19 protein-coding genes and 3 pseudogenes are annotated in these 20,862 nt (G+C 68.9%); 6 read left to right on the top strand and 16 right to left on the bottom strand.

What is annotated here, in order from left to right; genetic code table 11:
- Positions 1-65: 65 nt before the first annotated feature.
- The gene (locus M2163_RS04755) at positions 66-617 is read right to left on the bottom strand and encodes a hypothetical protein (RefSeq protein ID WP_280893124.1); all 552 of its coding nucleotides are present in this window, start codon (positions 615-617) and stop codon (positions 66-68) included.
- Between M2163_RS04755 and M2163_RS04750 the strand changes: the two genes are divergently transcribed.
- A complete protein-coding gene (locus M2163_RS04750; protein WP_280854335.1) occupies positions 577-1,107 on the top strand; it encodes a haloacid dehalogenase-like hydrolase in 531 nt (176 codons plus the stop codon). The genes M2163_RS04755 and M2163_RS04750 overlap by 41 nt on opposite strands.
- Positions 1,108-1,128: 21 nt before the next feature.
- On the opposite strand, the gene M2163_RS04745 is transcribed toward M2163_RS04750, so the two are convergent.
- The 3 genes from M2163_RS04745 to M2163_RS04735 all read right to left on the bottom strand — a co-directional run bounded on the left by M2163_RS04745 (position 1,129) and on the right by M2163_RS04735 (position 2,738).
- Positions 1,129-1,860 (bottom strand): A24 family peptidase, encoded by a 732-nt coding sequence (locus M2163_RS04745; RefSeq protein WP_280893122.1) that lies wholly within the window; start codon positions 1,858-1,860, stop codon positions 1,129-1,131.
- Between the two features lie 255 nt (positions 1,861-2,115).
- Complete coding sequence (locus M2163_RS04740; protein WP_280892832.1) at positions 2,116-2,487, bottom strand: fic family toxin-antitoxin system, toxin component; 372 nt, start codon at positions 2,485-2,487, stop codon at positions 2,116-2,118.
- Positions 2,484-2,738, bottom strand: a complete 255-nt coding sequence (locus tag M2163_RS04735) for a hypothetical protein (protein WP_280854338.1) — start codon at positions 2,736-2,738, stop codon at positions 2,484-2,486. Before M2163_RS04735 ends, M2163_RS04740 begins: the two co-directional genes overlap by 4 nt.
- A 147-nt stretch (positions 2,739-2,885) precedes the next feature.
- Here M2163_RS04735 and M2163_RS04730 point away from each other — a divergent pair, with 147 nt between their 5' ends.
- A complete protein-coding gene (locus M2163_RS04730; RefSeq protein WP_280893121.1) occupies positions 2,886-3,320 on the top strand; it encodes a hypothetical protein in 435 nt (144 codons plus the stop codon).
- A gap of 261 nt (positions 3,321-3,581) precedes the next feature.
- On the opposite strand, the gene M2163_RS04725 is transcribed toward M2163_RS04730, so the two are convergent.
- The 6 genes from M2163_RS04725 to M2163_RS04700 form a co-directional block, all read right to left on the bottom strand.
- Positions 3,582-7,133 carry an NACHT domain-containing protein gene (locus tag M2163_RS04725; RefSeq protein ID WP_280854340.1) on the bottom strand — a complete coding sequence of 1,184 codons (3,552 nt, stop codon included), beginning with the start codon at positions 7,131-7,133 and terminating at the stop codon, positions 3,582-3,584.
- A gap of 25 nt (positions 7,134-7,158) precedes the next feature.
- Entirely contained in the window at positions 7,159-7,470 is a 312-nt protein-coding gene (locus M2163_RS04720) for a trypco2 family protein (RefSeq protein ID WP_280854341.1), read from the bottom strand.
- A gap of 529 nt (positions 7,471-7,999) precedes the next feature.
- On the bottom strand, positions 8,000-9,370 hold the full coding sequence (locus M2163_RS04715; protein ID WP_280854342.1) for a hypothetical protein: 1,371 nt from the start codon (positions 9,368-9,370) through the stop codon (positions 8,000-8,002).
- A gap of 135 nt (positions 9,371-9,505) precedes the next feature.
- Positions 9,506-9,712 (bottom strand): hypothetical protein, encoded by a 207-nt coding sequence (locus M2163_RS04710; protein WP_280854343.1) that lies wholly within the window; start codon positions 9,710-9,712, stop codon positions 9,506-9,508.
- Positions 9,709-12,321, bottom strand: coding sequence for a hypothetical protein (locus M2163_RS04705; RefSeq protein ID WP_280893120.1), 2,613 nt, complete (start codon positions 12,319-12,321; stop codon positions 9,709-9,711). Before M2163_RS04705 ends, M2163_RS04710 begins: the two co-directional genes overlap by 4 nt.
- Before the next feature lie 839 nt (positions 12,322-13,160).
- Positions 13,161-13,583 carry an RHS repeat-associated core domain-containing protein gene (locus tag M2163_RS04700; RefSeq protein ID WP_280854346.1) on the bottom strand — a complete coding sequence of 141 codons (423 nt, stop codon included), beginning with the start codon at positions 13,581-13,583 and terminating at the stop codon, positions 13,161-13,163.
- A gap of 26 nt (positions 13,584-13,609) precedes the next feature.
- Between M2163_RS04700 and M2163_RS04695 the strand changes: the two genes are divergently transcribed.
- Positions 13,610-13,915 carry a hypothetical protein gene (locus M2163_RS04695; RefSeq protein WP_280854347.1) on the top strand — a complete coding sequence of 102 codons (306 nt, stop codon included), beginning with the start codon at positions 13,610-13,612 and terminating at the stop codon, positions 13,913-13,915.
- A 222-nt stretch (positions 13,916-14,137) separates the two neighbouring features.
- Here M2163_RS04695 and M2163_RS04690 read toward each other — a convergent pair whose 3' ends face one another.
- Positions 14,138-14,389 (bottom strand): hypothetical protein, encoded by a 252-nt coding sequence (locus tag M2163_RS04690; RefSeq protein WP_280854348.1) that lies wholly within the window; start codon positions 14,387-14,389, stop codon positions 14,138-14,140.
- Positions 14,390-15,194: 805 nt separating this feature from the next.
- Between M2163_RS04690 and M2163_RS04685 the strand changes: the two are divergent.
- A pseudogene (locus tag M2163_RS04685) lies at positions 15,195-15,830 on the top strand (GntR family transcriptional regulator); the annotation flags it as partial.
- Between the two features lie 9 nt (positions 15,831-15,839).
- Here M2163_RS04685 and M2163_RS04680 read toward each other — a convergent pair.
- Positions 15,840-16,699, bottom strand: a protein-coding gene (locus tag M2163_RS04680; protein ID WP_280854349.1) for an IS5 family transposase whose coding sequence is annotated in 2 segments (ribosomal slippage) — positions 15,840-16,343 and positions 16,346-16,699 — 858 coding nt in all. Because the reading frame shifts where the segments join, the coding sequence is not laid out codon by codon here.
- Positions 16,700-16,765: 66 nt separating this feature from the next.
- On the opposite strand from M2163_RS04680, the gene M2163_RS04675 reads away from it, so the two are divergent.
- Both M2163_RS04675 and M2163_RS04670 read left to right on the top strand, forming a co-directional pair.
- Positions 16,766-17,182 (top strand): DUF6193 family natural product biosynthesis protein, encoded by a 417-nt coding sequence (locus M2163_RS04675; RefSeq protein WP_280854350.1) that lies wholly within the window; start codon positions 16,766-16,768, stop codon positions 17,180-17,182.
- A 47-nt stretch (positions 17,183-17,229) separates the two neighbouring features.
- Positions 17,230-17,421: pseudogene (locus tag M2163_RS04670) on the top strand (transposase); the annotation flags it as partial.
- Between the two features lie 198 nt (positions 17,422-17,619).
- On the opposite strand, the gene M2163_RS04665 reads toward M2163_RS04670, so the two are convergent.
- From M2163_RS04665 to M2163_RS04650, 4 genes and pseudogenes are all read right to left on the bottom strand, one after another.
- Entirely contained in the window at positions 17,620-18,831 is a 1,212-nt protein-coding gene (locus M2163_RS04665; RefSeq protein WP_348541524.1) for an MFS transporter, read from the bottom strand.
- A 203-nt stretch (positions 18,832-19,034) separates the two neighbouring features.
- Positions 19,035-19,154 (bottom strand): annotated as a pseudogene (locus M2163_RS04660) (transposase); the annotation flags it as partial.
- Between the two features lie 17 nt (positions 19,155-19,171).
- Positions 19,172-19,321, bottom strand: coding sequence for a hypothetical protein (locus tag M2163_RS04655; protein WP_280854352.1), 150 nt, complete (start codon positions 19,319-19,321; stop codon positions 19,172-19,174).
- Positions 19,322-19,917: 596 nt separating this feature from the next.
- Entirely contained in the window at positions 19,918-20,862 is a 945-nt protein-coding gene (locus tag M2163_RS04650; RefSeq protein WP_280854353.1) for a hypothetical protein, read from the bottom strand.

Raw genomic sequence — 20,862 nt, 5'->3', positions numbered from 1 at the left:
CGTTGGCCGTAGGGACCGTCTCGGTAGCGGCACAGGCAGATCCGGGCACGCTGCTCGCCCAGAGGTCAGTCCAGGGGAGGCTCTCGTTGCGTCTTGCGTGCCGTCGTATCCTCAGGCGAGCTGGAGGCGGCCGGCGAGGGCATCGACCTGGCGGCGGAATGCGGGGCGTACCCGCTGTTGCAGGTCGTGGACCATGATGTTGGCCGCGGGGCTGCGGGAGAGGTCCTGGGGGCGAATTCTTCCAGGCTGAGCAGGTGCACCAGGATGGCGGCGGCGTCGTGGCGCTGGTGGTAGCAGCGGGCGACCTCGAGTCCGAAGGTGAACTGCCTCTCCCGGCTGGGCAGTCGGCTGGTGTCGACCTGGTCGGCCAGCCGCAGTCCTCCGGCCGCGTCACTGGCGAGCATCTCGATGCTCATCGCGTGCAGCGCCACGTTGGTGGGGCCGAACACCGTCCGCTGGACGCTGCCCTCCCCCGCGGTCCGAGCGAGCGGGAGGGCTCGCTGTTCCAGGCGCCAACGGGCTTGCGGCCAGTTGCGGCGGCGGGCGTCGGAGACGACGGCGACCAGTACCGAGCCGGTGATCTTCCGTGAGACAGCGAAGCTCCACGGACTGACCACCGACCGCGCCGACTTCGAGCGGTTCGCCCGCGCCCTGACCGCCGCGCACCTGGAGCGCGCCGCCGAACTCCGAGAACGCGGCCATGCCCTGCCGGGCGCGGCCGCGGCCCTCAACGGGCTCACCGAAGTAGGCGTACGGCAGATCGTGGTCTCGGGGAACATCCGCGCCGTTGCCGAACTCAAGCTGCAGGTCTTCGGCCTGGACGCCCCGATCCTGTGGGAGCTGGGCGCTTACGGGGAGGACCACGACGTACGCGCCGACCTCGTCCAGTTGTCCCTGGAGCGCGCCCACACGACCGCGGACGCCGCCGTGCTGATCGGAGACACCCCGGCCGACATCGAGGGAGCCCACACCAACAGCGTGCGCGTCATCGCCGTAGCCACCGGCCGAAGCGACCAGGCAGCCCTCCGCGACGCCGGCGCCGAGGTGGTCCTCCCCGATCTGAGGGACACCGACCTGCTGGTCAAGCTCGTGCGCCATGGCGGTTGACGGTGTGAGGCCGTCCCTCACCTAGTGGACGGAGCCGAGGAGCACGCCGACCCCGGCTCCTGCCAGGAGAAACGGTCCGAGCGGGAGGGCCGTCGTGCGGTGGGCACGGCGCGCGGCCATGAGGCTGAGGCCGTACAGCGTGAAGAGCACGAACCCCGCGAAGGTGCCGGCCAAAAGGATGCCCCATCCGTACCAGCCGGTGACGGCACCGATAGTCAGGGCAAGTTTCACGTCTCCGAAGCCGAACGAGGCGGGGCTGCTCAGCAGCAACATCACGCAGAAGGAGCCGAGCACGACAGAGCCGAGCAGGGCTGTCCTCCAGCCACCGTCGGCGCCGGGCAGCTGCGCCGCCACGGCGAGCAGGACCAGCGAGATCACAGCGAGCGGCAGGGTGAGCACGTCGGGCAGTCGCTGGACCATGAGGTCCACAGTGGCGAGCAGCACGCCGATCGGGATGAGCAGCAGCCAGACCACCAGTTCCGGGTGGTCTCCGACGGCGGCCGCCAGGACCGCGCAGACCGCGGCCGAGATAGCGGAGAGGGCGGTCGTGCTCGGGCCGTACGCGTCGCCGTCGGTGCAGCGGGCCCGCCCCAGCCAGCCGTTCGCGAGACCGGTGAAGGCGTGTCCGGCGGGACACGTCGTCCGCGAGGGCGCCTCGGGGGGAACGGAAAGCCGGTAGGCGGCGCGCGGTATGAACAGACCGGTGCCTGCACCCCACAGGACTGCCGCCGCGATGATCCAGAACTTCTGCACCCAACGGAGCCTATTCCGGTACAAGTTCGAGCAGCTCAGTGCGGAGCGACTTACGTGGGCCCAAAGCGTGCTGGCCGTCGCCGAGGCGCCGGCGTGAGGTGCTACGTCACGCCGTTGATCCCGTACTCCGGTAGAAAAGCCGCCGCGATGCGACCTGGCGCAGATCGCGGCGCTCCTCAACGACGTCGACGACCGGGGTTCTCTCCCGGCTGGCTCACCTTGCCGGGCCCGAAGGTGATCACCGCTTGGTCCGGGTCAGGGTTTCCAGGTGCGCAGGAATGAGGCGATCCGCTCGGCGGTGCAGCGGGGGTTGTTGAGCTCGTGGGCGAGTGCGGTGAGCTGTTCCCGGGTGGGGTTGACGGGAATGTTGCTGGCCTCGAGGTACATCACGGCGACGGCGCAGGCGACGGTGAGGTTGGAGCGCTCCAGCCACCGGCAGCGGCCCAGGGTGTGCACCAGGGCGGCAGCGCGGGCGAAGACGCCGTCGTAGACGGGAGTGTCGAGGAGTTCTCCGCGGTGGCGGGCGACGGCAGCAATGGGCACACCGTAGTCGTCGGCCGCCGGATCACGGTGCCCCGCACGCTCCGCTACTTCGAGAACCCAGGACTCGTCGACGTGCAGGATCACGCGGCCGCGCCAGGCTGTTGCTGGTCGTACGGGGCGTCGAGTCGCTGCTCCAGGTCGTCGAGGAACGTGCCGTGCTCATCGATGAGCCGCTGTGCAGCTGCCATGCCGGCGGCACGAGCACCGGTGGTGTCCTCGATAATGAGCCGCTCCACGTACTTGTTGAAGTCGAGTCGACGGGAGCGCGCGGCAGCCTTGCCAGCCTCCAACACGCCCTCGTCCAGTCGGACCTGCGTCTGCCTATTCGTAGCCACACCTCATGGTAGCAGGGTGGTAGCAGTCGCGGGCTGGGAACGAACGGCCACCGTCTGCCGGTGTCGCGCTTGGAGCCACCACCCCCATTGAGTGGAGACCCACAGAACGGCATCTCGTTACGTCCGGGCGGTTCTACGATGTCGCCGATGGCTTCCTACGCGAAGGATCCGCGCTGCATCGCCATGGCCGAGGCCCTGGTCCCGTTGCTGCGCCGCTCCAGTCCCGAGAACGCTGGCGGCTTCGGCGGCTCCTGCCAGGTGAACCTGGGCGACGAGGAAGCCGTCGGGCTCGGCGGAGTCGAACTGATCAGGGCTGCGATGCGCAAGGCGGCCCGGCAGTTGGACTGGAAAGCCGAGACGATCGGGTGGATCGGCACGCGATTCGGCACGATGGTCGCCGTTCGGGACACCCGGGAGGTCCCCGAGGAGCATCGGCCCGTCGTGGACGCCGCGATGTACGAGCGCATGAGCGCTGCGGTGACCAGGGTGTCGTCCGAGTCCGGCGACGTTCCTGTGCAGCGCGGCTCGGTCGCCCTGATGACTCAGGAGTTCCGCGCGGCTGTCGCTGAAGCGAAGGTCTGACCTAACGGAGTCCTACTAGGCCGAGCGGATCGTCGGCCGCGGCCAGGCGGGCCAGTCGGGAGCGCTGCTCGCCGATGCCGCGGCATCCGTCCAGGGGACGCAGGGCGTCCGGCCGTACGGCGGTGACGGCGTCGACGTACGTGCGGCCGCCCAGGGCAACCAGGTCGCGAGCCGCGAGAACGCCGAGCCAGGCAGCCTGGGCGCGCACATGACTGCCGCAGTCAGGGCTTGGTCAGACGCATGGGAATGACGTGGCGGGGCTCACCTGCGGTCGGAGTCGGCGTGGCTCGGGTCGGCATCGAGCGCCTGAAGCAGGTCCACGGCGCGAGGGTCGCCGAGTCCGCTCAGCAGCTTCGCCGCGTACCTGCGGACCTCCGCTTTAAGGCTCACGTCGCCGGCCAGGCGGGCGTAGACGTCCGGGGCGCGCATGTCGTCGAGCTCTAGGAGCTTCTCCACCACGGCCACCCGCCCCCAGCCGTCGAGTGTGGCGTCGGCGCTCACTGTCACGTAGACGTCAGCCGCGCGGGCGTCACCGAGCTCGACGAGCACGTTGGCCAGGCTGAATCGTTCGTGGACTTGAAGGTCTGTGCTGTCGGCAAGAGCGTTGAGGCGGTTGGCAGCTCGAACGTCCGCTCGGCGGTGAAGTGCCTGGGCCGCATCCAGTCGGAGGGAGGCTCCGAGCGCCATATTTCCGGCAAGCTCGTCGAGGCGATCGGCGCTATGGGGATCTGCCCCCTCCGCCATGCGACCCACCGCTGACGAGCGGATCCAGTCCTCCACACCGGTGTCGATGGCAACGCCGTAGCAGTGCTCGGCGCCGCGCGGGTCTCCCAGTCCTACGAGCGCCCCGGCCGCGTCCAACCGGTAGAGGATCATGTGGCTGTGATCGGCGGCGAAGCTGTGGCACAGTTCCCTGGCCCGGGGGTCGCCGAGACCGGCGAGCGCTCTGCAGGCCCTGACCCGGACGTGTTCCGGCATGCCAGTGTCGGTGGCGAAGTCATGGCACAGCTGGGCGGCGCGGGGATCGGCCAGCCGCGCCAGGTCAGCAGCCGCCTCCACCCGGATGCCGTCGCCTACGCCGGTGTCGGTGGCCAGGGCGAGAAACTGGTCTGCGACGCGGGGATCGCCCAACCGCTCAAGCGCCTCGATGGCGTCGTGCCGTTGGAGGTCGTCAAGAGTGGTGTCCGCAGCGTGAACTAGGCACAGGTTGGCGGCCCGGGACCCGGTACCCGGGGCCAGTTTCTTCAAGACCGCCAAGCGATCGCTCCGCGGCACCATGTCGTCGATCGCGAAGGCGGCGTAGACGTCGTCGCAGTCTGGTCCTCCGAGCTGCGCCAGTGCTGCGGCCGCCCCTACCCGGCGTTCGGGCTCAACCGACGTGTTCAGGGCAAATGAGGCGTAGATGCGAGCGGCTCGGGGCTCATCGATCTTCGCGAGATCGTCGGTGTCCCTCAGTCTGGCCCAGTCTGGGGACCTGCGGTCATTGGCGCGATCGGCGTAGTAGTCGGAATGAAGTGCGGCGGCTCGCCGAACGAGTTCCTCTGGTATGCCGGTGCCCAGGCGAGCCTGGTTGGCGATGAATCTGTACCCCCACGTTCCCGCGCGCTGCGACGCCAGTCGGCTCAGATAGCGGACGCAGGTGTCGTGGTCCTTCTGGAGCGCAACGTCGAGCAGGAAGCCGACATAGGAGTCGTCTCCGTACGGAGCTTTCCAGTACCGGCGAAACCAGACTCGCGGTCGGACACCCTGTGCGTCACTGCTCGGAACGTATCTCCCGGGACGGCGCAGAAGCTCGTGAAAGGTCCTGGGATCGCGGGCGGCATGGCGGGCCGCGAGGTGCTCCTCGAAGGTCTGATGCAGGAAGACCAGGTCCCCGGCGCTGGCGCTGAGCATGCCACTGCGGCGCAAGGTAGCGTCCAAGAACCGACGCCAGGTGTCGGAGGGGACATGCTGGGCGGCGTCGGAGGAAAGGCGGGCGTCGGGGTGGGCGGCGACGATGTCCAGCGCGAGCGCGGTACTGCCCGCGTGGCGGGCGGCGGCAAGGTGCTCCAGGAGGTCGGGCAGCTTCTCCACGACACGGTTGGCGGCCCTCTGAACCACCTCACGCCGGCCGGCCACGAAGGCCATGGTCTGCGCGCCCAGACCGCCTGAGCCGGAGGAATCATGGTGCTCGCGGAGCAGCAGAAGAAATCGGTCATACAGAGTGCCGCGACTCTCGGGTAGGGCCTGACGGGGGTTCTCGGCATAGACCTGGCACAGCATGGCGGCCATCAGCGGGACGGCGGCAGGGCTCCGCAACCGTGCGCGGTCGAGGGCACGCAGGAAGGCTTCGGTGGCCCGTTCCGGATCTTGACGGGTTCCGGGCAAGGCCGCGAACCAGCGTCGGGCGACGGTGCGCAGATCCGACGAGGAGAAGGGCTGCAACGTATACCGGGACACGTCCGCGCCGAGAGCGGTTAGTTCGCTCTCCGGCGCCGGGCGGGTGGCCACCACGAATCGGTACACCTGAGGATCCTGGGCCGCCAGGGTACTCATCAGCCTGCTTCTCGGATACTCGGCGGTGACTTCGTCCAAGCCGTCCACCAGGACGAGCCAACGGGCCGCGTACTGAGGCCGGGTGCGAAAGAAATGGGGCGTAAGAGTTTCGTTCAGTCCGTGGGGAGAGAGCTCGTCCGTGACCGCAGTGGCCAGCACCTCCGGAAACGGGACACCCTTCGTCCCGGGTGCGGGCGTCAGGGACGCGGCCTGGACGAGCACTGGGATCTGGGCTGAGGTCCCCTCCACTACACGGCGGGTCAATTCGGCCGCCCATGTGCGCAGCAGGCTTGACTTGCCGCCCCCGGGGCCAGCCACGACGATTCCATTGTGCGGCTGCGCAAGCACGTCGTCCGGCGAAAGCGTGTCCGCCACCACCGTCTTATCCGCAGGCCGGTCCGCGTCCGACGGTTGGTGCTCCGAGCGATGGTGGGTACGCAAGTCTTGGCGCAAATAGACGTCGGCAAGCGGGGGAAGGCGGCTGGCGGTCCGACCAGGCAGGGCTGCGGGGTAGGGGTGGTCACGGACGGCCCTGGCAACGGCCGCTAGGTACGGGGCCAGCAGCCGCTCCGTGTCGGGTACTGGCGCGGGTTCGATCACCATGTTGCACAGGCCGTGCGCAGCGAGTGCGGCGCGGAATGCCGGCAGCCCCGCCGGAGCGGTGATGGGCACCGCAGCCAGGACACTGGCATCGTCCGCGACAGCGCGATCGGTCACCAGTACGCCGATGAGCAGCGGGCCACAGAACAGGGCGGTGCCGGATGCGCCAGCCCAGCCCGACCCGCCGGCCCGCTGCCGGGGCACGATGCCCTCGTCGACGTGGACGGTCATCAGCCGGGACTTGACCGCCTGCAGGGGGTCTACGCTGCCGCGTACGACCATGGTGTCGCGCAGGTTGCCGGGGCGTGCTTCCGCGTCCGGGAATCCGATGCCTTGGCAGGGCACCCGCTCCTGGCCGGTGACCTCACCGAATCGCATCCTGCCCGGCAGTCTCTCCTCCCTCCAGGCGGATTCCTCGATGGCGAGCAGTGCCACGTCCTGTTCAGGGAAACGGTCGAGGTCCACCGGAGCGGTCGGCCAGCAGACCTGCGACGCCAGCCAACGGTGGCGCGCATGCCGGTCCAGCGGCCGAACCTCCACCGGCGTGTTTGGCGGCAGGTCCCGCACCACGTGGTAAGCGGTCAGCACTAAGTGGTCCGCCAGCAGGTAGCCGCTGCCCACCCGCCGGGTGAGGGGGACCCACACCTCGACGACCCGCAGCAGAGCCTCCGCCTCCATTCCCATGGCTCGTCAGCGCCGGTGATCAGGACGGACGCTGCTCGACGTCGCGGGAGACGCGAGCGTCCTCGCCTTCGGCGTCGATGGGCTGCAAGGTGAGCCTGATGGTGTGGACCCGGCTCGCGCTGGCCGCACCGCGGGCCTGGGCGGACCACGGCAGCACGAAGATCTTCGTTCCGGCCTCGCCCTCCTTCCGGACCTCCACAGTGAACTCCAGCTCCACCGGTCCGGTACGGAACCTCAGTGCCTTGCTGCTGCCCTCATCAATGGCCTGCTGCAACTGCGTACGGATGGCAGCCACGGTCTCGCCCAGCTCGGCCCACGGCTCCTGCGACACGTTTCCCCCCCAAGCCCGAATGACCTCTCAGAGTAGTGCAGTTGTACACGACGCCGGTCTGCAGACACCCTCGATGGTTCAGGGCCCTGGTGAGCTCCCGGTTGGCAGCCCGCGCCGCCTCCAACTCGGCGTCCCGTTCCTCCAGGATCGCTGTCGAGTCGGCACCCAGACCATAGGACAGAACGGTGGGCCGCTTGGGGCGGAAGGCGTCAAGCGCAGGGTCGTCCGCGAGCTCGGCGAGCTCGGCGGGGGACGCGTACGCGGGTATGCGATGGCTCCAGAGTCGTTGTGCGTGGTGTGGCGGAGAGGGAGGGCACGCCCTTTGTTCCGGCGCCAATGCCTGGCGAGCTCGCTTCATGGATCGCAGTACGGATCCCTGTCATCACCACCAACGGAGGCAACAAGTGGCGTCGTGGGCCGCCCAGTCGGCTAACCCAACGACAAACGTGGCCCGTGTGCTGTTCTGCCGGAACTCCCCCGGCCAACGGCCACCCGTATGAGGTAGTCGCTTCACGGCCCGAGGGTGGCGTCACGCGCCTCGGGCGGCAAGCAACTGGGTTCGGGTGTACAGGGTCCTGCCGTCCGCGGGTGTTTTCCGCAGCAGCTGGAACAGGCCCCGTGGAGGTTCAGGGTCGTGGGGTTTGACCGCGGGCGCGGAGATGTCGTCGAGGAGGACGTCGACGAGGCGGGCGAGGGTGTGGCAGCCGTTGCCCGAGTAGCCGAATCCGATCCCCCAGCCGTCCCTCTCGGGCGCGAGCCACAGGGTGCCGTCCTGGGTGCGTACCCAGGACGTGTTGTTGCTGAGGATGAGCTCGGCGAGCGGCGATTGGGTGGGCAGGCGCTGGAGGGTGTAGGTGAACAGGTCGTCGTTGCGGGTGCGGAGTGCGCGGTGCAGAACCGGGACGCCGGCGACAGGATCGTCGAGGAGGACGTCGCTGTCGGGGTCGCGGGCGTTGTCGAGCAGTACTTTCTCCACGACCGTGGGGGGCTTGTCGGACGGCGCGGGGACCAGGCGCGCGGCCCACTCGCGGGCCGTTGGGCAGGCGTCCGGTTCCACTGCGGTCATGGCACCGGTGTGCCAGTCCTGGCCTCCGTCCCAGCGCTGGGAGAAGTCCGCGACCCGGTGCGCGAGGACATCGCGGCGTGCGGTGATGGTCAGCCAGCCAGCACGGCGGACCATCTCCGAGGGTTCCTGCGGGGCGGGCCGGCTGATGGGGGCGGGAACCGCGCCGAGGACCAGGTGAGCGCCGTCGCCGCCGTCAGCGGCGTTCTTGCGCAGTTCGGCGATGTTGCGGGTCGCAGAGGCGTGGCCGCGACGGCGGATCTCCCGCGCGAGGTACCAACACAGTTCAGCTGCCGGGGAGCCGTCGGGCTCATCGGCGGCGAGTTCCACGAGTGCGGTGATCGGGGTGCGGATGTCACGTGCGGGGACGACCGCGGGCGGTGCGCCCGGGCGCCAGGCGGCGATCGCGTCGCGGTCACGCAGACTGTGGAACCAGTAGGGGGCCGGCTGCCCGAGTACGGCCGACAGCTGGGCCCAGGTCGTCTCGTACTGCCGGCCTGTCCCGTTGAGATCACAGGCCAGTAGCTGGGGCACGTCGGGGTCTGTCACCTGGGTGCCGGTCTGGGCGGCCACCACACACGCGTACCGGTCGGCCAGATGCTCGCCGTGAAGCCGGCGCAGGGCCCGGATCACTGCCTGGGGGCTGGCGTTGCCGTCGATCAGCGAGTGCGCCAGACCGACTCCGCCTCCTGCGGTCTGCCACCGCAGCACCGCATAGTCGTCGAGTAACTCGGCCTGGTCGAAGTCTGCGTCGCCGGCCCCGACAGCCTGCTCCAGCCAGTGCGACTGATCGTTTGCACCGTCGTCCTGCCCGGATCTCCGCGTGAACCGCCCCATGTCTGTCCCTCCGTTGGATTCTTGATGCGGCCCGCCAGGTAGGCGAACACCCGTGATTGCGAACCGACTTCACCTGCCCTTCCCTCACGCGGGGGCTCCCATCCCCCGCCACCTGAACTCCCTCGTGCGGAACCTTCAGCTGCTCTGCTGTGAAGGCAGTGACACTCGACTCACGATCGCGGTGCCGAGCCCGAGCGGCTCGCGGTCGTCACGCCGCACGACCTGCGTCCGGGACTGCTTCGGCTTCGCCTTCTGCGTGATGCAATCGCTCTTCTTCGCCGCCTCCCGGGCAGCGGCCAAGGCCTGGCGCGCGAGGTCGCCCCGGTTCACCTCACCGATCACGCGATCACCACGCCAGCCGTCTCTCCGTCCAGCGGGCACTCGGCCAGCGCGGTCAGCCGGGCCGCCCACGGCGCGGCCGCTGCCTGCTCGGTACGGTCTGCGGTGCGCTCGCGCAGCTGCTCCAGCCGCACCGTACACAGGTACTCGGCGGTGCGCTCTCTGGCAGTGTCGGCGGCCTTCGTCGCTGCGGCGACGGCGTCCGCGCCGTTCGGGTTCGCGCGGAACCAGCGGCGGTTCTGCTCGGTCTTGTAGGCCCGGCGTGCTTCCTCCTCGGCCTCAGGAGTCCTGCCCAGCCGCCCGAGAGCGCTGCTGCGGTACTCGGGCAGCGCCTGCTCCACGGTCTGCCAGGCGTCGAATGCGAGCACGGCGGCCGCCGCAACAGGGTCCGCCTCCAGCTCGCCCGGCTCCACCAGCTCAAGGAACTGCTGGTGGGTCGCCTCGATGTCGGCTTCCAACGTCGAGCGGACGTGCGCGGCCACCGCGGCGACGTCGGCGGCATCGTCCAGGTCTGCCGCCCAGGTCGCCGCGACCAGCCCGGCCTCCACGATCGCTGCCTCGGTCCGGCGCCGAAGACCGCATGCCTCGCACAGCCCGGCCGACCGTTCTCGCCCGCATTCCCCGCACGGCAGTTCCTGGCGCACCGCTTCGGCGGCCGCCGCCTCCTGCCGCTCACGCTCCCCCCGCTCCCGGGCAGCTCCACGAGCCGCCTCCCGCCGGGCCTGCTCCGCCCGCGCCTGTTCACGGCGCCACACGAAGTCCTCGGCCTCCGCCACGGCGTACTCACGCAGCCGGTCCTCGAGAACCCGACGGCGCTCCGTCACACCGAGGGCGGGCAGCTCCCGGTCGATGTCAGCCGAGATCCGCACCCGACGGGCACGGCGAAAGTGAATCACGTTCCCGCAGTTCGCGCAGTCGCCGCCGGTGTCCAGCCGGATCCCGTCGTCACAGCGCACGTCCGAGCACGCTGGCCGCTGCACCAGGCCCCGCCTAGTGATCCAGCCGAACGGTCTGCTCACTCGCGCCTCGCCACCGGTCTCCTCCAGCCGGTCGGTGAGCCGGTCGGCCAGCAGCCGCGGCGCACCCTCCGGCTGCATCAACAGGTCCTTCAGCCGCTCCAGCTCAGCCTTCACCGCCGCCACGACCTGGTCCTGCTGCCAGCGGTTTAGCCCCGCCCACAGCCACGCGACCGGTCCCAGCGCCACCCGCAGACCAAGATCGTCAGGAAGGTCCGGCCTCCCCTGCTGCCGCGTCTTTCCACCCACCACGGCCTTCGGCCAGCCACCGGCCTGCGTCCCGCCGGCAAGCTGCCCACCCTGCTCATCGACCGCGGACTTGCCAGGTTTTTCCCCGCGGAACGGGCCGACCTCCACCACCGGCAACGCAGACTCGACAGCGGTGTGCTCGCCATCCGCGGCCTGATCCTCGCGCACGCACACGCGCTCCGGCCGACGGCCCTCACCCCCGCGGCCTTCGCCGGAAAAACCCTCAGAGAGCGGGAGGGGAACGACGGGAGTAACCACAGGAGCGTGGTCTGCGTGGAACTCTGCACCATCGGGACGCTCCCGATCCCCCGCTTCCACGACCTGCTCGGCACTACAAACCTCAGGCGTACCCAGGGAATTCGCATCCTGGCCAGGAGCAAGATCTCCGAACGCACCATCAGGACGCTGCGAAAACACCGCTCCGGAGCCCTCAACGGCCTCCGCAAGGGCCAGAACCCGGCCGTGCGCGCGGGCGACCGGCAGCAGCATGACCTGACCACGGCCCTTCATGCGCGTCGCCGTCGCCTTCCGCCCCCGGGCAACGACCCCGGCATCCGTCAGCCGGGCCAACACCTTCCGCGCCCCCGACGGCGAGCACCCCAGCAGCCGCGACAGCGTCGCCGCCCCTCGCCCCTCCTTCTTCCGCACCAAGCCGCCACACAGCTGCAGCCAGCCCGACGCCCGCGTGTTCAGCACCATCAACAACAGCCCGAGCCGGTCGGTCGCCGCCCCCTTGCCCGTCCGGCCGGCCAGCAGCCCCGGCGGTGTCGGTTCCTTGCCCTCCGGCCTCCAACCAGGGCCGAACAAGGCCTCCAGCAAGCGCAACAGCACCGCCAGCTCCACCTTCGACAGAGCCAGCGGGTGCGCCGCTCCCCCGTCCTGATGCGCCCGCCACAGCGGCATGACCAGGCAGTCCAGCCCGACCGGATGTCCCTCAGCGTTGGTGACCACCCGGGTGTGCAGGGCGTCGGCCTCTCGCAGCACCGGCAGCACGTCGTGATGGACCGTCGACTCCGTCATGCCCAGCCACCGACTCAGCTCCGCACCCCAGATGTACGACAGGAGGTCATCCTTGCGCCCCTCAGGCGCTCGCGACTTGGCGTACAGCGCGACCGCCGCCAACCGCGCAGCGTCCCCGAGCCCAGCCAGAGAAGGGTCCGCCAGCAGGGCCCGGACCGCGTTCAGCAACCGCAGTCGCATCCCCCGACCCAGCCGCAGCGCGTCATCCAGGCCTCCGCCGGGCAGCAACCGCAGACCATCCCGCCGTGCAGGAGGCTCTGGCCCGTCGAGCAAGGAGGAGTTGGTGAACGCCGGCAGCACCGCGGCTGTCGCCGCAACGCCACTCATTCCCGCGCCTTAAGAGCAGGCGAGGCGAGCCGCACTGCGGTCCAGATGTCGATTGCCGCATCAACGGCGCTCCGGGCATCCCAGGCAGACCGTTCAAAGGACATTGTCCCAGTCCGCTCACGTGGCGGAGGAGTCGGTCGAAGGGGAAACTGTGACCGGATAGACGGCGCAAAATGCGCCAACCGGGCATGGATGGGCTGACAAAGGGCAGCACGATGCTGCAACATTGGGTCATGCCTCGCTTCAACCTCGAGGTGGGCATAACGAAGGCCTCTTTGGCACTTCGTGGTTCGCTCCAGAACCAAGATCGAACTGTCCGACCGGCCGCTAACCGGAAGGACAGAACCTTCGGGAGGGCCCGCTAAACCCGCCCGGTGGCAGATCGGACGCCCTCGCCAAGGTGACCGCTAATCACCTCGATGGCCGGGCGTCCCGGCGGCTCAAACCCGTTCACCGGGCGCCGCCGCAATCGATCACACCATCGCTCCTCCTCTCGGAGCGCAGGTGTGCCCGCCGCCGAAACAGCGCGGGAAGACAAAGAAGGCACCCAGCCGGAGCGTCATCGCTGCTACGGAGGATGCCTTGTTGCGTGCCTGGCAGTGGGTACGGGTACTCTCGTGCACGTCGAGACCTTCCCTGGATAGGTTCTCGGCCACGGGATCCGGAGCGCCAACTCCTGGGGTCCCACAGGGTCCGCGAGGTCGCACTCGCGGGCCCTTGCCTTTTCTCTATGTCTAGTGCCTGAGGGACACCGTACCCCCCTGCGATCACCCGCCGACAGCCCGGTACAGCATCTGTCGCCGGTGACGCTAGGCCTTCTGACAGGGCGACAGAGCCTCCTACGACTCGTCAGGGTTCCAAAGGTCATGCACCCCTGGCGAACCCGCCCCATCTCCAGCTTCGCCATCCCGCGTGCGAGGCAGCGTGGCGCCAGCGCCTGCCGCCGCGCCCTCAGCGATGCCGCAGACGATCGTGGCACCGCATGCGATTGCGCTGACGATGCCGGCTCCGATAGCGCTGTACTTCAGTGCCCCACGCCACCAGCTCTTGCCGTCGAGGTCGTAGTTGTTGACGGGATCGACGCGGCAGTACTCGTAGGCGCTTGCCGAACCACCGGGTACCGGGTCGACGGACAGGAAGCGTCCGGTAGTCGGGTCATAGATACGTATCCCCATGCGGGTGGCACCGGTCACCGTCTCGCCCAGCCAAAAGCCGACTCCCCCGAGGTCCTCGCGACGCTCCGGAAGGTCGCCGAGCCCCACGCTCACCTCTCCGCCGTGCCCAGGCGTTGGGCACCGACACTGCCCACGTTCGGGAGGTTCTCACCTGGGCCGGTGTCCCCATCACCGACGTGCGGATGAAGGGCCGGGGAGTCAGCACGGGCGTGAAGGCCGCCGACATCCCCCTTCCGAGCCCCTCTCCCAACCCCTCCCCCGAGGGCCCTGGACCTGTTGTTGGCACAGGTCACGCCAACAACAACGACACCGAGCTGACGGTCTCCCGCCTCCCGAGCGGGGCCCAGATCATCTCGGTTCCCCACCCCACGAACCCCGCCCGGACCCACGTCCAGGTCATCGGGCCGATCGAGAGCTGAACCCATGGACTACGCATCAATGTACCGCCAGGCGATGGCGGACGGCTCCACCGAATACGCCCAAGTCGATCGTCGCCTCCGCCCCCATCCACGCATTTCTGCGCCTTATCGCATACGCCAGCGTTATTGTTTATGTCACGTGTCCAACCAGCCTCTTCAATAGTGTGACTCGTCTCAGTCGTCACCCTCGACGTCGGCGTCCTGGTGCTCGCCATCGCAGGCTCATAGGCCGGAGCGCTCACGAGGCTGGCCAATCAGCGAGCGCAGCACCGGCACCGTAGAGCCGGCCGCGGTCAGCCCAACTAGCACAGCGGCTGCGCGGGGGACCTCCGTCAGCGCGGCGAGACCGCCGACGACCAGCCCGAGCACGAGCGCGGTGAGCAGAACGACGGTGGTGTGCAGGGACAGAAACGGCGGCTCCGTTTCAGAGCCGCTCCGGCCGGGCCGCGCCGGCGGCGGTGTCATCTGGGTCATGCCAACAGCATCACCCCAAGCATGCCGCTGACCTGCACCAATCGAACAAGCTGAGTCCTACGCCGATCAAGACCGCCCACTACCGAACACACCACCGTCCTGTTCCGGTTTGTTTCGCCGTGTTCAGTGCCGTTCCTGTCAGGCGGGTCTACTCTGCTGCCCACAAAGCACGCACCGGGGGGACGACGTGGCAACCAGTGGCGGCAACGATGGAGGAAGTTACGCGGCAACGCTGCAGGAGCTGGCTGCGGCGTTCACCGAGCTGAAGCGGGATCGTGGAGCCCCCTCCTACGACCGCATCCTCGTGCGCGGAAAGAAGGTGTGCGGCGAGCGGCATGCGATGTCGAAAGCCTCAGTGAGCGAGGTGTTCGCCGGACGGCGGGGCCCGGCCTCCCTGGACCGACTGCTGTGGCTGGTGCGGGTCCTGCTCTCCTATGACGACGGCGAAGAGGTGAAACCGCCCGAACGGCGTGATCCCGAACTCCAGGTCTGGAGGGACCGTTGGCACACGCTCGAACGCGCCAGGGCCGCTGCCCGCCGTGCACTTTCGACGGGTGACGCGGAAAGAGTGCTCGCGTCGGACCCGGACTCGGCTGCGGCCACCTCCCTGGTGGAGGGTATTGAGCCCGACGACACATTCTTGCGGTCCGGCAGGCATCAGCGCCCCAGCACCTTTGACCTCCTGAACGAACTCCCCGCATCCGCCACGCAACCAGTGGGAGAAGACAACGCAGCCGCAGCCAGCCGGGGGGCGCCGCCGCCACCAGATAGCTCGCTCGCCACACCGTCGTCCCTGAGCCTTGCGGACGAGCCGCAACCGACGATGGTCGGGCTGCCACCGAGGCTCGCGCAGGCGTTCTCGGCGCCGGAAGTCCGCGTGGACGCGGCCTGCCTGACCGCTGAGACGCTGATGTTGGCGCTAGCTGAACCGCTGCGGCTGATCCACGAGGGCCGCATCCGCCCTCAGTCGATCGACGTGCGGATCCTGCTGCCCTCCCGACAGATCAACCTGGCGTTCCCGGTCTCTGTGAAGAGCCCCAGGGACACCTCTGTGAGGAGCCTCGACGGCGATCCGGTCCACCAGCGCTGGCTCGAGCTGCGCAACGTCCAAGGGCAAGTCCTGCGTCACAATCTGGTGGCACTTCGCTCGACGCACGGCATCGACGCCCGTGTGACCTTCCGCGCGCTGCCCTTCACCCCGCCCATGAAGCTGTACCTCCTCAACGGGACGGAGGCCCTGATGGGGTACTACATGATTGCCAAGCGGAGGGAAGAGGTGGAGGGCCAGACCCTGGAGACGTACGACACCCTCGGCGCCGCGTCCCTCCTCTTCTCCTACGTACGTCAGGCAGGAAGGCGGGAGGCAGTTTTCGTCGACCAATCGCAGATGTGGTTCGACGCCCTCTGGGAAACCATTACGACGGACCTGTCACTCTCCTAGGCCCCGTCTTCAAACAGATCTCACCCAGAGCAGGAACGACGCTAGGCTGACCGCCGCCTCGTAGGAGGTGGCGGTCTTGTCGTACCTGGTGGCGATGCCTCGGAAGTGCTTCAGTCTGTTGAAGCACCGCTCCACGGTGTTGCGTCGACGGTATGTCTCGCGGTCGAAGCCGGGTGGTCGGCCGCCCTGGCGGCCGCGGTTGTGTCGGTGTTGCTGTTGATCGGCCTTCTCGGGGATGGTGTGGCCGATCCCGCGTTTGCGCAGGTAGGCGCGGAACCCGCGAGAGCTGTATGCCTTGTCTGCGACCACGTGGGCGGGGCGGCAGCGCGGGCGGCCGAAACCGAGGCGCGGGACGCGGATGCGTTTCAGCAGCGGCTGCGCACAGATGCCGTCATGGCGTTGGCCGGGAGTGATCAGGAGGGCCAGGGGTCTGCCTCGGCCGTCGCAGGCGAGGTGGATCTTGGTCGTGAGGCCTCCGCGTGATCGGCCGAGGGCCTGATCGTCCGGTTCGTCCGGCCGACGCACCCCCCTTTTCGTCCGGTGGCGGCGGCATGCTGGTGAGCTCGCACGATGGTGGAGTCGATCTGGACGAGCCAGTCGATGTCGCCGGCCGCATCAGCCTGGGCCTGGATCTGCTGGAGCGCCTGGGTGCAGACACCGCTCAACGCGTAGCGACGGAAGCGGGTGTAGACCGTTTGCCATGGCCCGTAGCGGTCGGGCAGGTCACGCCACGGCAGGCCGGTGCGGATCTTGTAGATCATTCCGTTGATGACCTGCCGGTCATCCGCCCTCGGCCGGCCAGTCACGGCCCGCGGTATGAGCGGAGCGAGTAATTCCCACTCCTGGTCGCTGAGTTCATGTCGGCGCATCAGGCCATGATCTGCCAGAGGGTGATCTTTTGATGACGGGGGCAGCAGCGCCTGCACAATCACGGCATGACCAATACTGTCGAAGCAGCCTGGCACAAGATCCTGACCACTGCGGGCGAACCTCTCCGACCTGAAGAATCGCCGCTTGCCGCTCCGTTTGCCGAGTTGGTGCTGGTGGCGCATGCCGAGCCGTTGCTTCGTCAGCTCTACCCCTGGACCGGTATGTGGGAGCTGCACTTCAGCAGGTGCACGGAGATCCGCCACACCTGGGACATCCCCTACATCGGCACCCTGGGAGACGGCCGGTACTACGTCGAGGGGCCGAGCCGCACCAGCCCGCGGATCGCCGAGACAGACAGCGCGCAAGCTGCAGTAGCGATGGTCATTGATCGTCTACCACCACGCTGCGGCCCAGCCTTCATCGGCAATGCAGAGGCACTGGCCGCCTACGAGAGGGCGCGGGACGGCAAATGGAACCTTTGAAGACGGGCCCTAGTGACTTCCGATGCGACGCATATCCCCGATGCGCCCGCGGCTTCACGGTCCTCCCGCGCAGGTGGGCAGTGGAAAGGACGCTCGGCTGGCTCATGCACCACCGCCGCCTGGCCCGTGACTACGAGACCCTCCCGGCCCGCTCCACCGCCAGGATCTACCTTGCGATGATCGCCCTGATGGCCCGCCGCCTCACCAGAGAATCCACTCCAACCTGGCGAGGACTCTGATACCTCGTCAAAACCGCTTCTCAGGACGAAATATCAGGAGAAGACGCCCCCTGACGCAGAACATTGCCGACATCCAAGGTCAGCTCGATGAACGCGCCGATGAACTGGAGGCTGCCCGCGCGGCTAACCGAGAGCTGACCCGAGCCCTGAGCCAGCGCGAGTGACCGATACGAGGCGCGCACTGAGTGTGATCGCTGGTCAGCCCATGAGATGTGCGGACGACTTCGGCAGGTCCGGTGACGGGTCCTGCAGGCCGCTGAGCGCCAGGACCGTCATCACCACCGCAGCCCCCGCCGCCACGCCGAAACCGGCGTGCGCACCGCCCGTGTCCACCACCCGCCCCGCGACTGCCGCGGCGCCGGCTATTCCTGCCGCGCTTGCGGAATTGCCCCAGGTGAACGCCTGGGTGAGGACGGCGCGCGGGACCGACGACTCGGTGAGGACGGAGGCGAGGATCAGGAGGACAGGCACGGCGAGTCCGGTGAGGGCGAGGGTGGCGCCGACCGCGAGGGGCGCATCGAGGAAGATCAGCGGGCCGCTCGAGAGGGTGAGGACGGCTGCGGCTGCGGCCTGGCGGCGCCGGGGTGAGCCACCGTGGCTCCCCGCTCCGTAGGCCCAACCACCCACCAGATTCGAACAGTTGGAGGCGAAGTAGAGCAGCGCTGCCACGTCCGGCGTGCCGTGTCCGACCGCGTACGCGGCAACGGACACCTGCATCGCGCCGAAGAACACCCCGAGGGCGAGGCCGAGCGCGACCTGCCGCAGGAATGCGGAGCGGAACAGGGCGCGTCCGGCGTGCCGGCGCTCGGCGCGCCCAGCGATGGGCGGCACAGTACGACGCTGGGCGGCGAGGGTGAGCCCGCCGCCGACGACGAGCGCGGCGGCAAGGAGGACCCCGGCGCCCGGGCGGCCAGCCGCCCCCAGGACGCTCACCAGGGCCGGGCCCGCCATATAGGAGACGCCGTTGACGAGGGCCTCCAGGGCGAAGGCGGTGGGCAGCGCGGCAGCCCGTTCGCCGGACAGCAGGGCGGACCAACGAGCGGCGGACAGGGCACCAATCTGGGGCAGCGTTGCCCCGACGAGCACCCCGGCGACTACGTCCGGAACGGTGCCGGCGAGCAGTAGCCCCATGGCCCCGGCATGTGCGCTCAGCACGCAGTAAAGCACTCGCGCCTGCCCGAACCTGTCGACAAGGCGCCCGATTTGGGGCCCGGCGACGGCGTCCGCGACAGCAAATCCGCCGGTGACGAGACCCGCGGCGGCATACGACCCGGTGCGTGCGTGCACCAACCAGACGATGCCAATCCCCGTCATGGCGATGCCTAGACGCCCGACAGCAGCGGGAAGGAAGAAGGCCCAAGCACCCGAAGTACACAGCAGGGTGCGGTAGTTCGCCGACGCCGAAGGCACGGCGCATCCCTTTCGCCGCCCGGCGGGACGCGCCACACGGGATCGTCGGCGTCCGGATGTGCCGACCCGTGGCTGCGCCTGGAGCCGTCCAGTGGTGGCGTGGAGCGGGGACGCGCACCCCACGCCGACTCCGTCACCGGGCAGATGTCATGCGGTTGTTGTTGACGTCGTCGATCTTAGAGGAACGGCGCGGACATGATTGCCATGTAGACGCACTTCAGGGCAGCTTGCTCGTTGGGGAAGTGTCCACGGGCCTTGACCGCCCGGCGGATGCGGGCGTTGACGGACTCGATCGCGTTGGTGGTGCAGACGATGCGCCGGATCGGTGCAGTCGAGCTTTTCAAGTGCCCAGGGGCTCGACGATGCCGGCCAGGTCCGGGAGGCGGGGGATCAGGTCCCAAGTGGCGACCTGATGGGGACCGAGTAGGCGGGTGCGGGCGGGGAGCAGCGCGGCGTCGTCGTACGTGCTGAGGCGGCAGGTCCTAGACATCAGCTCGCCCCCAACGCCGCCGCCCGGACGGCGCACGGGGAACGAACACCGCTGACCGAGCCGGCGCCGGAGAGTCATGCGCTCCGCACTGCGGTGCTGGATTCCGCCGCGGCACCCTGCGACGCGCCCTCGAGCCGAGAAGCGGGCGGTGAGACCGTCGGCCGTGGTCGTGACGGAGCGCACCTGCAGGCCGTTAGGGATGTTCCGCATCCGGATCGGCTGCTCGAAGACCCTGTTAAGCAGCGTGTCCCCCGTACCGGGCAGCGCACCGCCCGAGACCTGGAAGTCCCTGAAGACGATGCGGTTACCGGACACCACCGTGACGGTGTGGTCACGGTGGCCTCCTTCCCAAGAGGCGGCAGGATAGCCGCGCTCACCTGACCTGGACGACGGTCCTGGAAGATCTCCGGAGCCCGAGCCCGTGGTGTCCCGGCGCGTGATCGCGTCCACGACATCGCGAGGTCTCATGGACGTGGCCATGGGCGTCGTGGTGGGACGATCGGCTCGATCTGGGCGTACTCCTTTGCCCGGCTGACGGAGGCGCCGACGATATCGTCGAGGCCGGTCGCGCCGTGGGTGTCCAGGTAGGTGTTCAGCTACTCGACCACATCGGCGAGGGCCGGTGCGCCCCGCATGAGCAGCAGGCTGGCCAGTTCCACGGCGCGTGCGCCCGACAGCAGGAACCTCACCACGTCCAGGCCGTCCCGTGCGCCGTTGGTGCCGATGACCGGGACTGACGGGATCGGTGGGACTGGGTCCGCGCCTTCGCTCGTGATCCCGCTCCCGAGCGCCGCGAAGCATTTGCTGACCCAGTAGAGGCTGACCGGCAGCATCCAGTGGCCGCCAACGGCCCCCCAGGATCCGAGTTCCGGTTCCCACATGTCGAGGTTGGGTACGAAGCCGCCCAGCCGGCCGATCACGGTCACCGTGTCCGCACCGTTGTCGGCCGCCGCGCGGGCCATCCCCACGATGTCGCTCGCCTGTCCGGGCAGCTTGACGATCAGGGGGCAGTCCAATGCGGCCCGTACGGTCCGAACGTAGTGCCCGACGCCTTCGGCCTCGGTGAGCTGCCGGACAGCCGTGCCCTCCCTGCCGTGCGGTGCGCCGACGTTGATCTCGATGGCTGGTACGGCTTCGGCCATGCGGGCCGCCAGTGCCGCCGCCCCCTCGGCGGAGGCCACCGTGACGCTGCCGATCACCGCCGAGCCGCGCTCCGCCGCGTAGCGGTGGGTCCGGTCCAGCATCGCGACCCAGTCATCGATGCCGGTCTGGGCGAGTCCCGACCGGTTGAACAGGGTTTCGTCGCCGACGGCCCCGTCCCATGGTCTCGGGACCACTGCCGCGTCGAGCAGGGTGTAGTCGGCGATGTCCAGCTGCCGGGCCGCCGCCGGGGATTCGTTAACCGACTTGGCGACGACCGCGCCCGCGCCCGCGTCGACGCAGGCTCTGATGCCGTCTTCGGTCATGGTGTACTCGCATGACGCGGCGATCACCGGGTTGCGCAGGCGCAAAGCGCCGAGGTGTGTCGACAGGTCAGCCAC

Origin of the sequence: Streptomyces sp. SAI-135 (genome assembly GCF_029893805.1) — a bacterium.
Classification (GTDB): Bacteria; Actinomycetota; Actinomycetes; order Streptomycetales; family Streptomycetaceae; genus Streptomyces.
The sequence above is the reverse complement of the archived record's forward strand: the minus strand, read 5'-3'. Positions and strand labels throughout refer to the sequence as shown.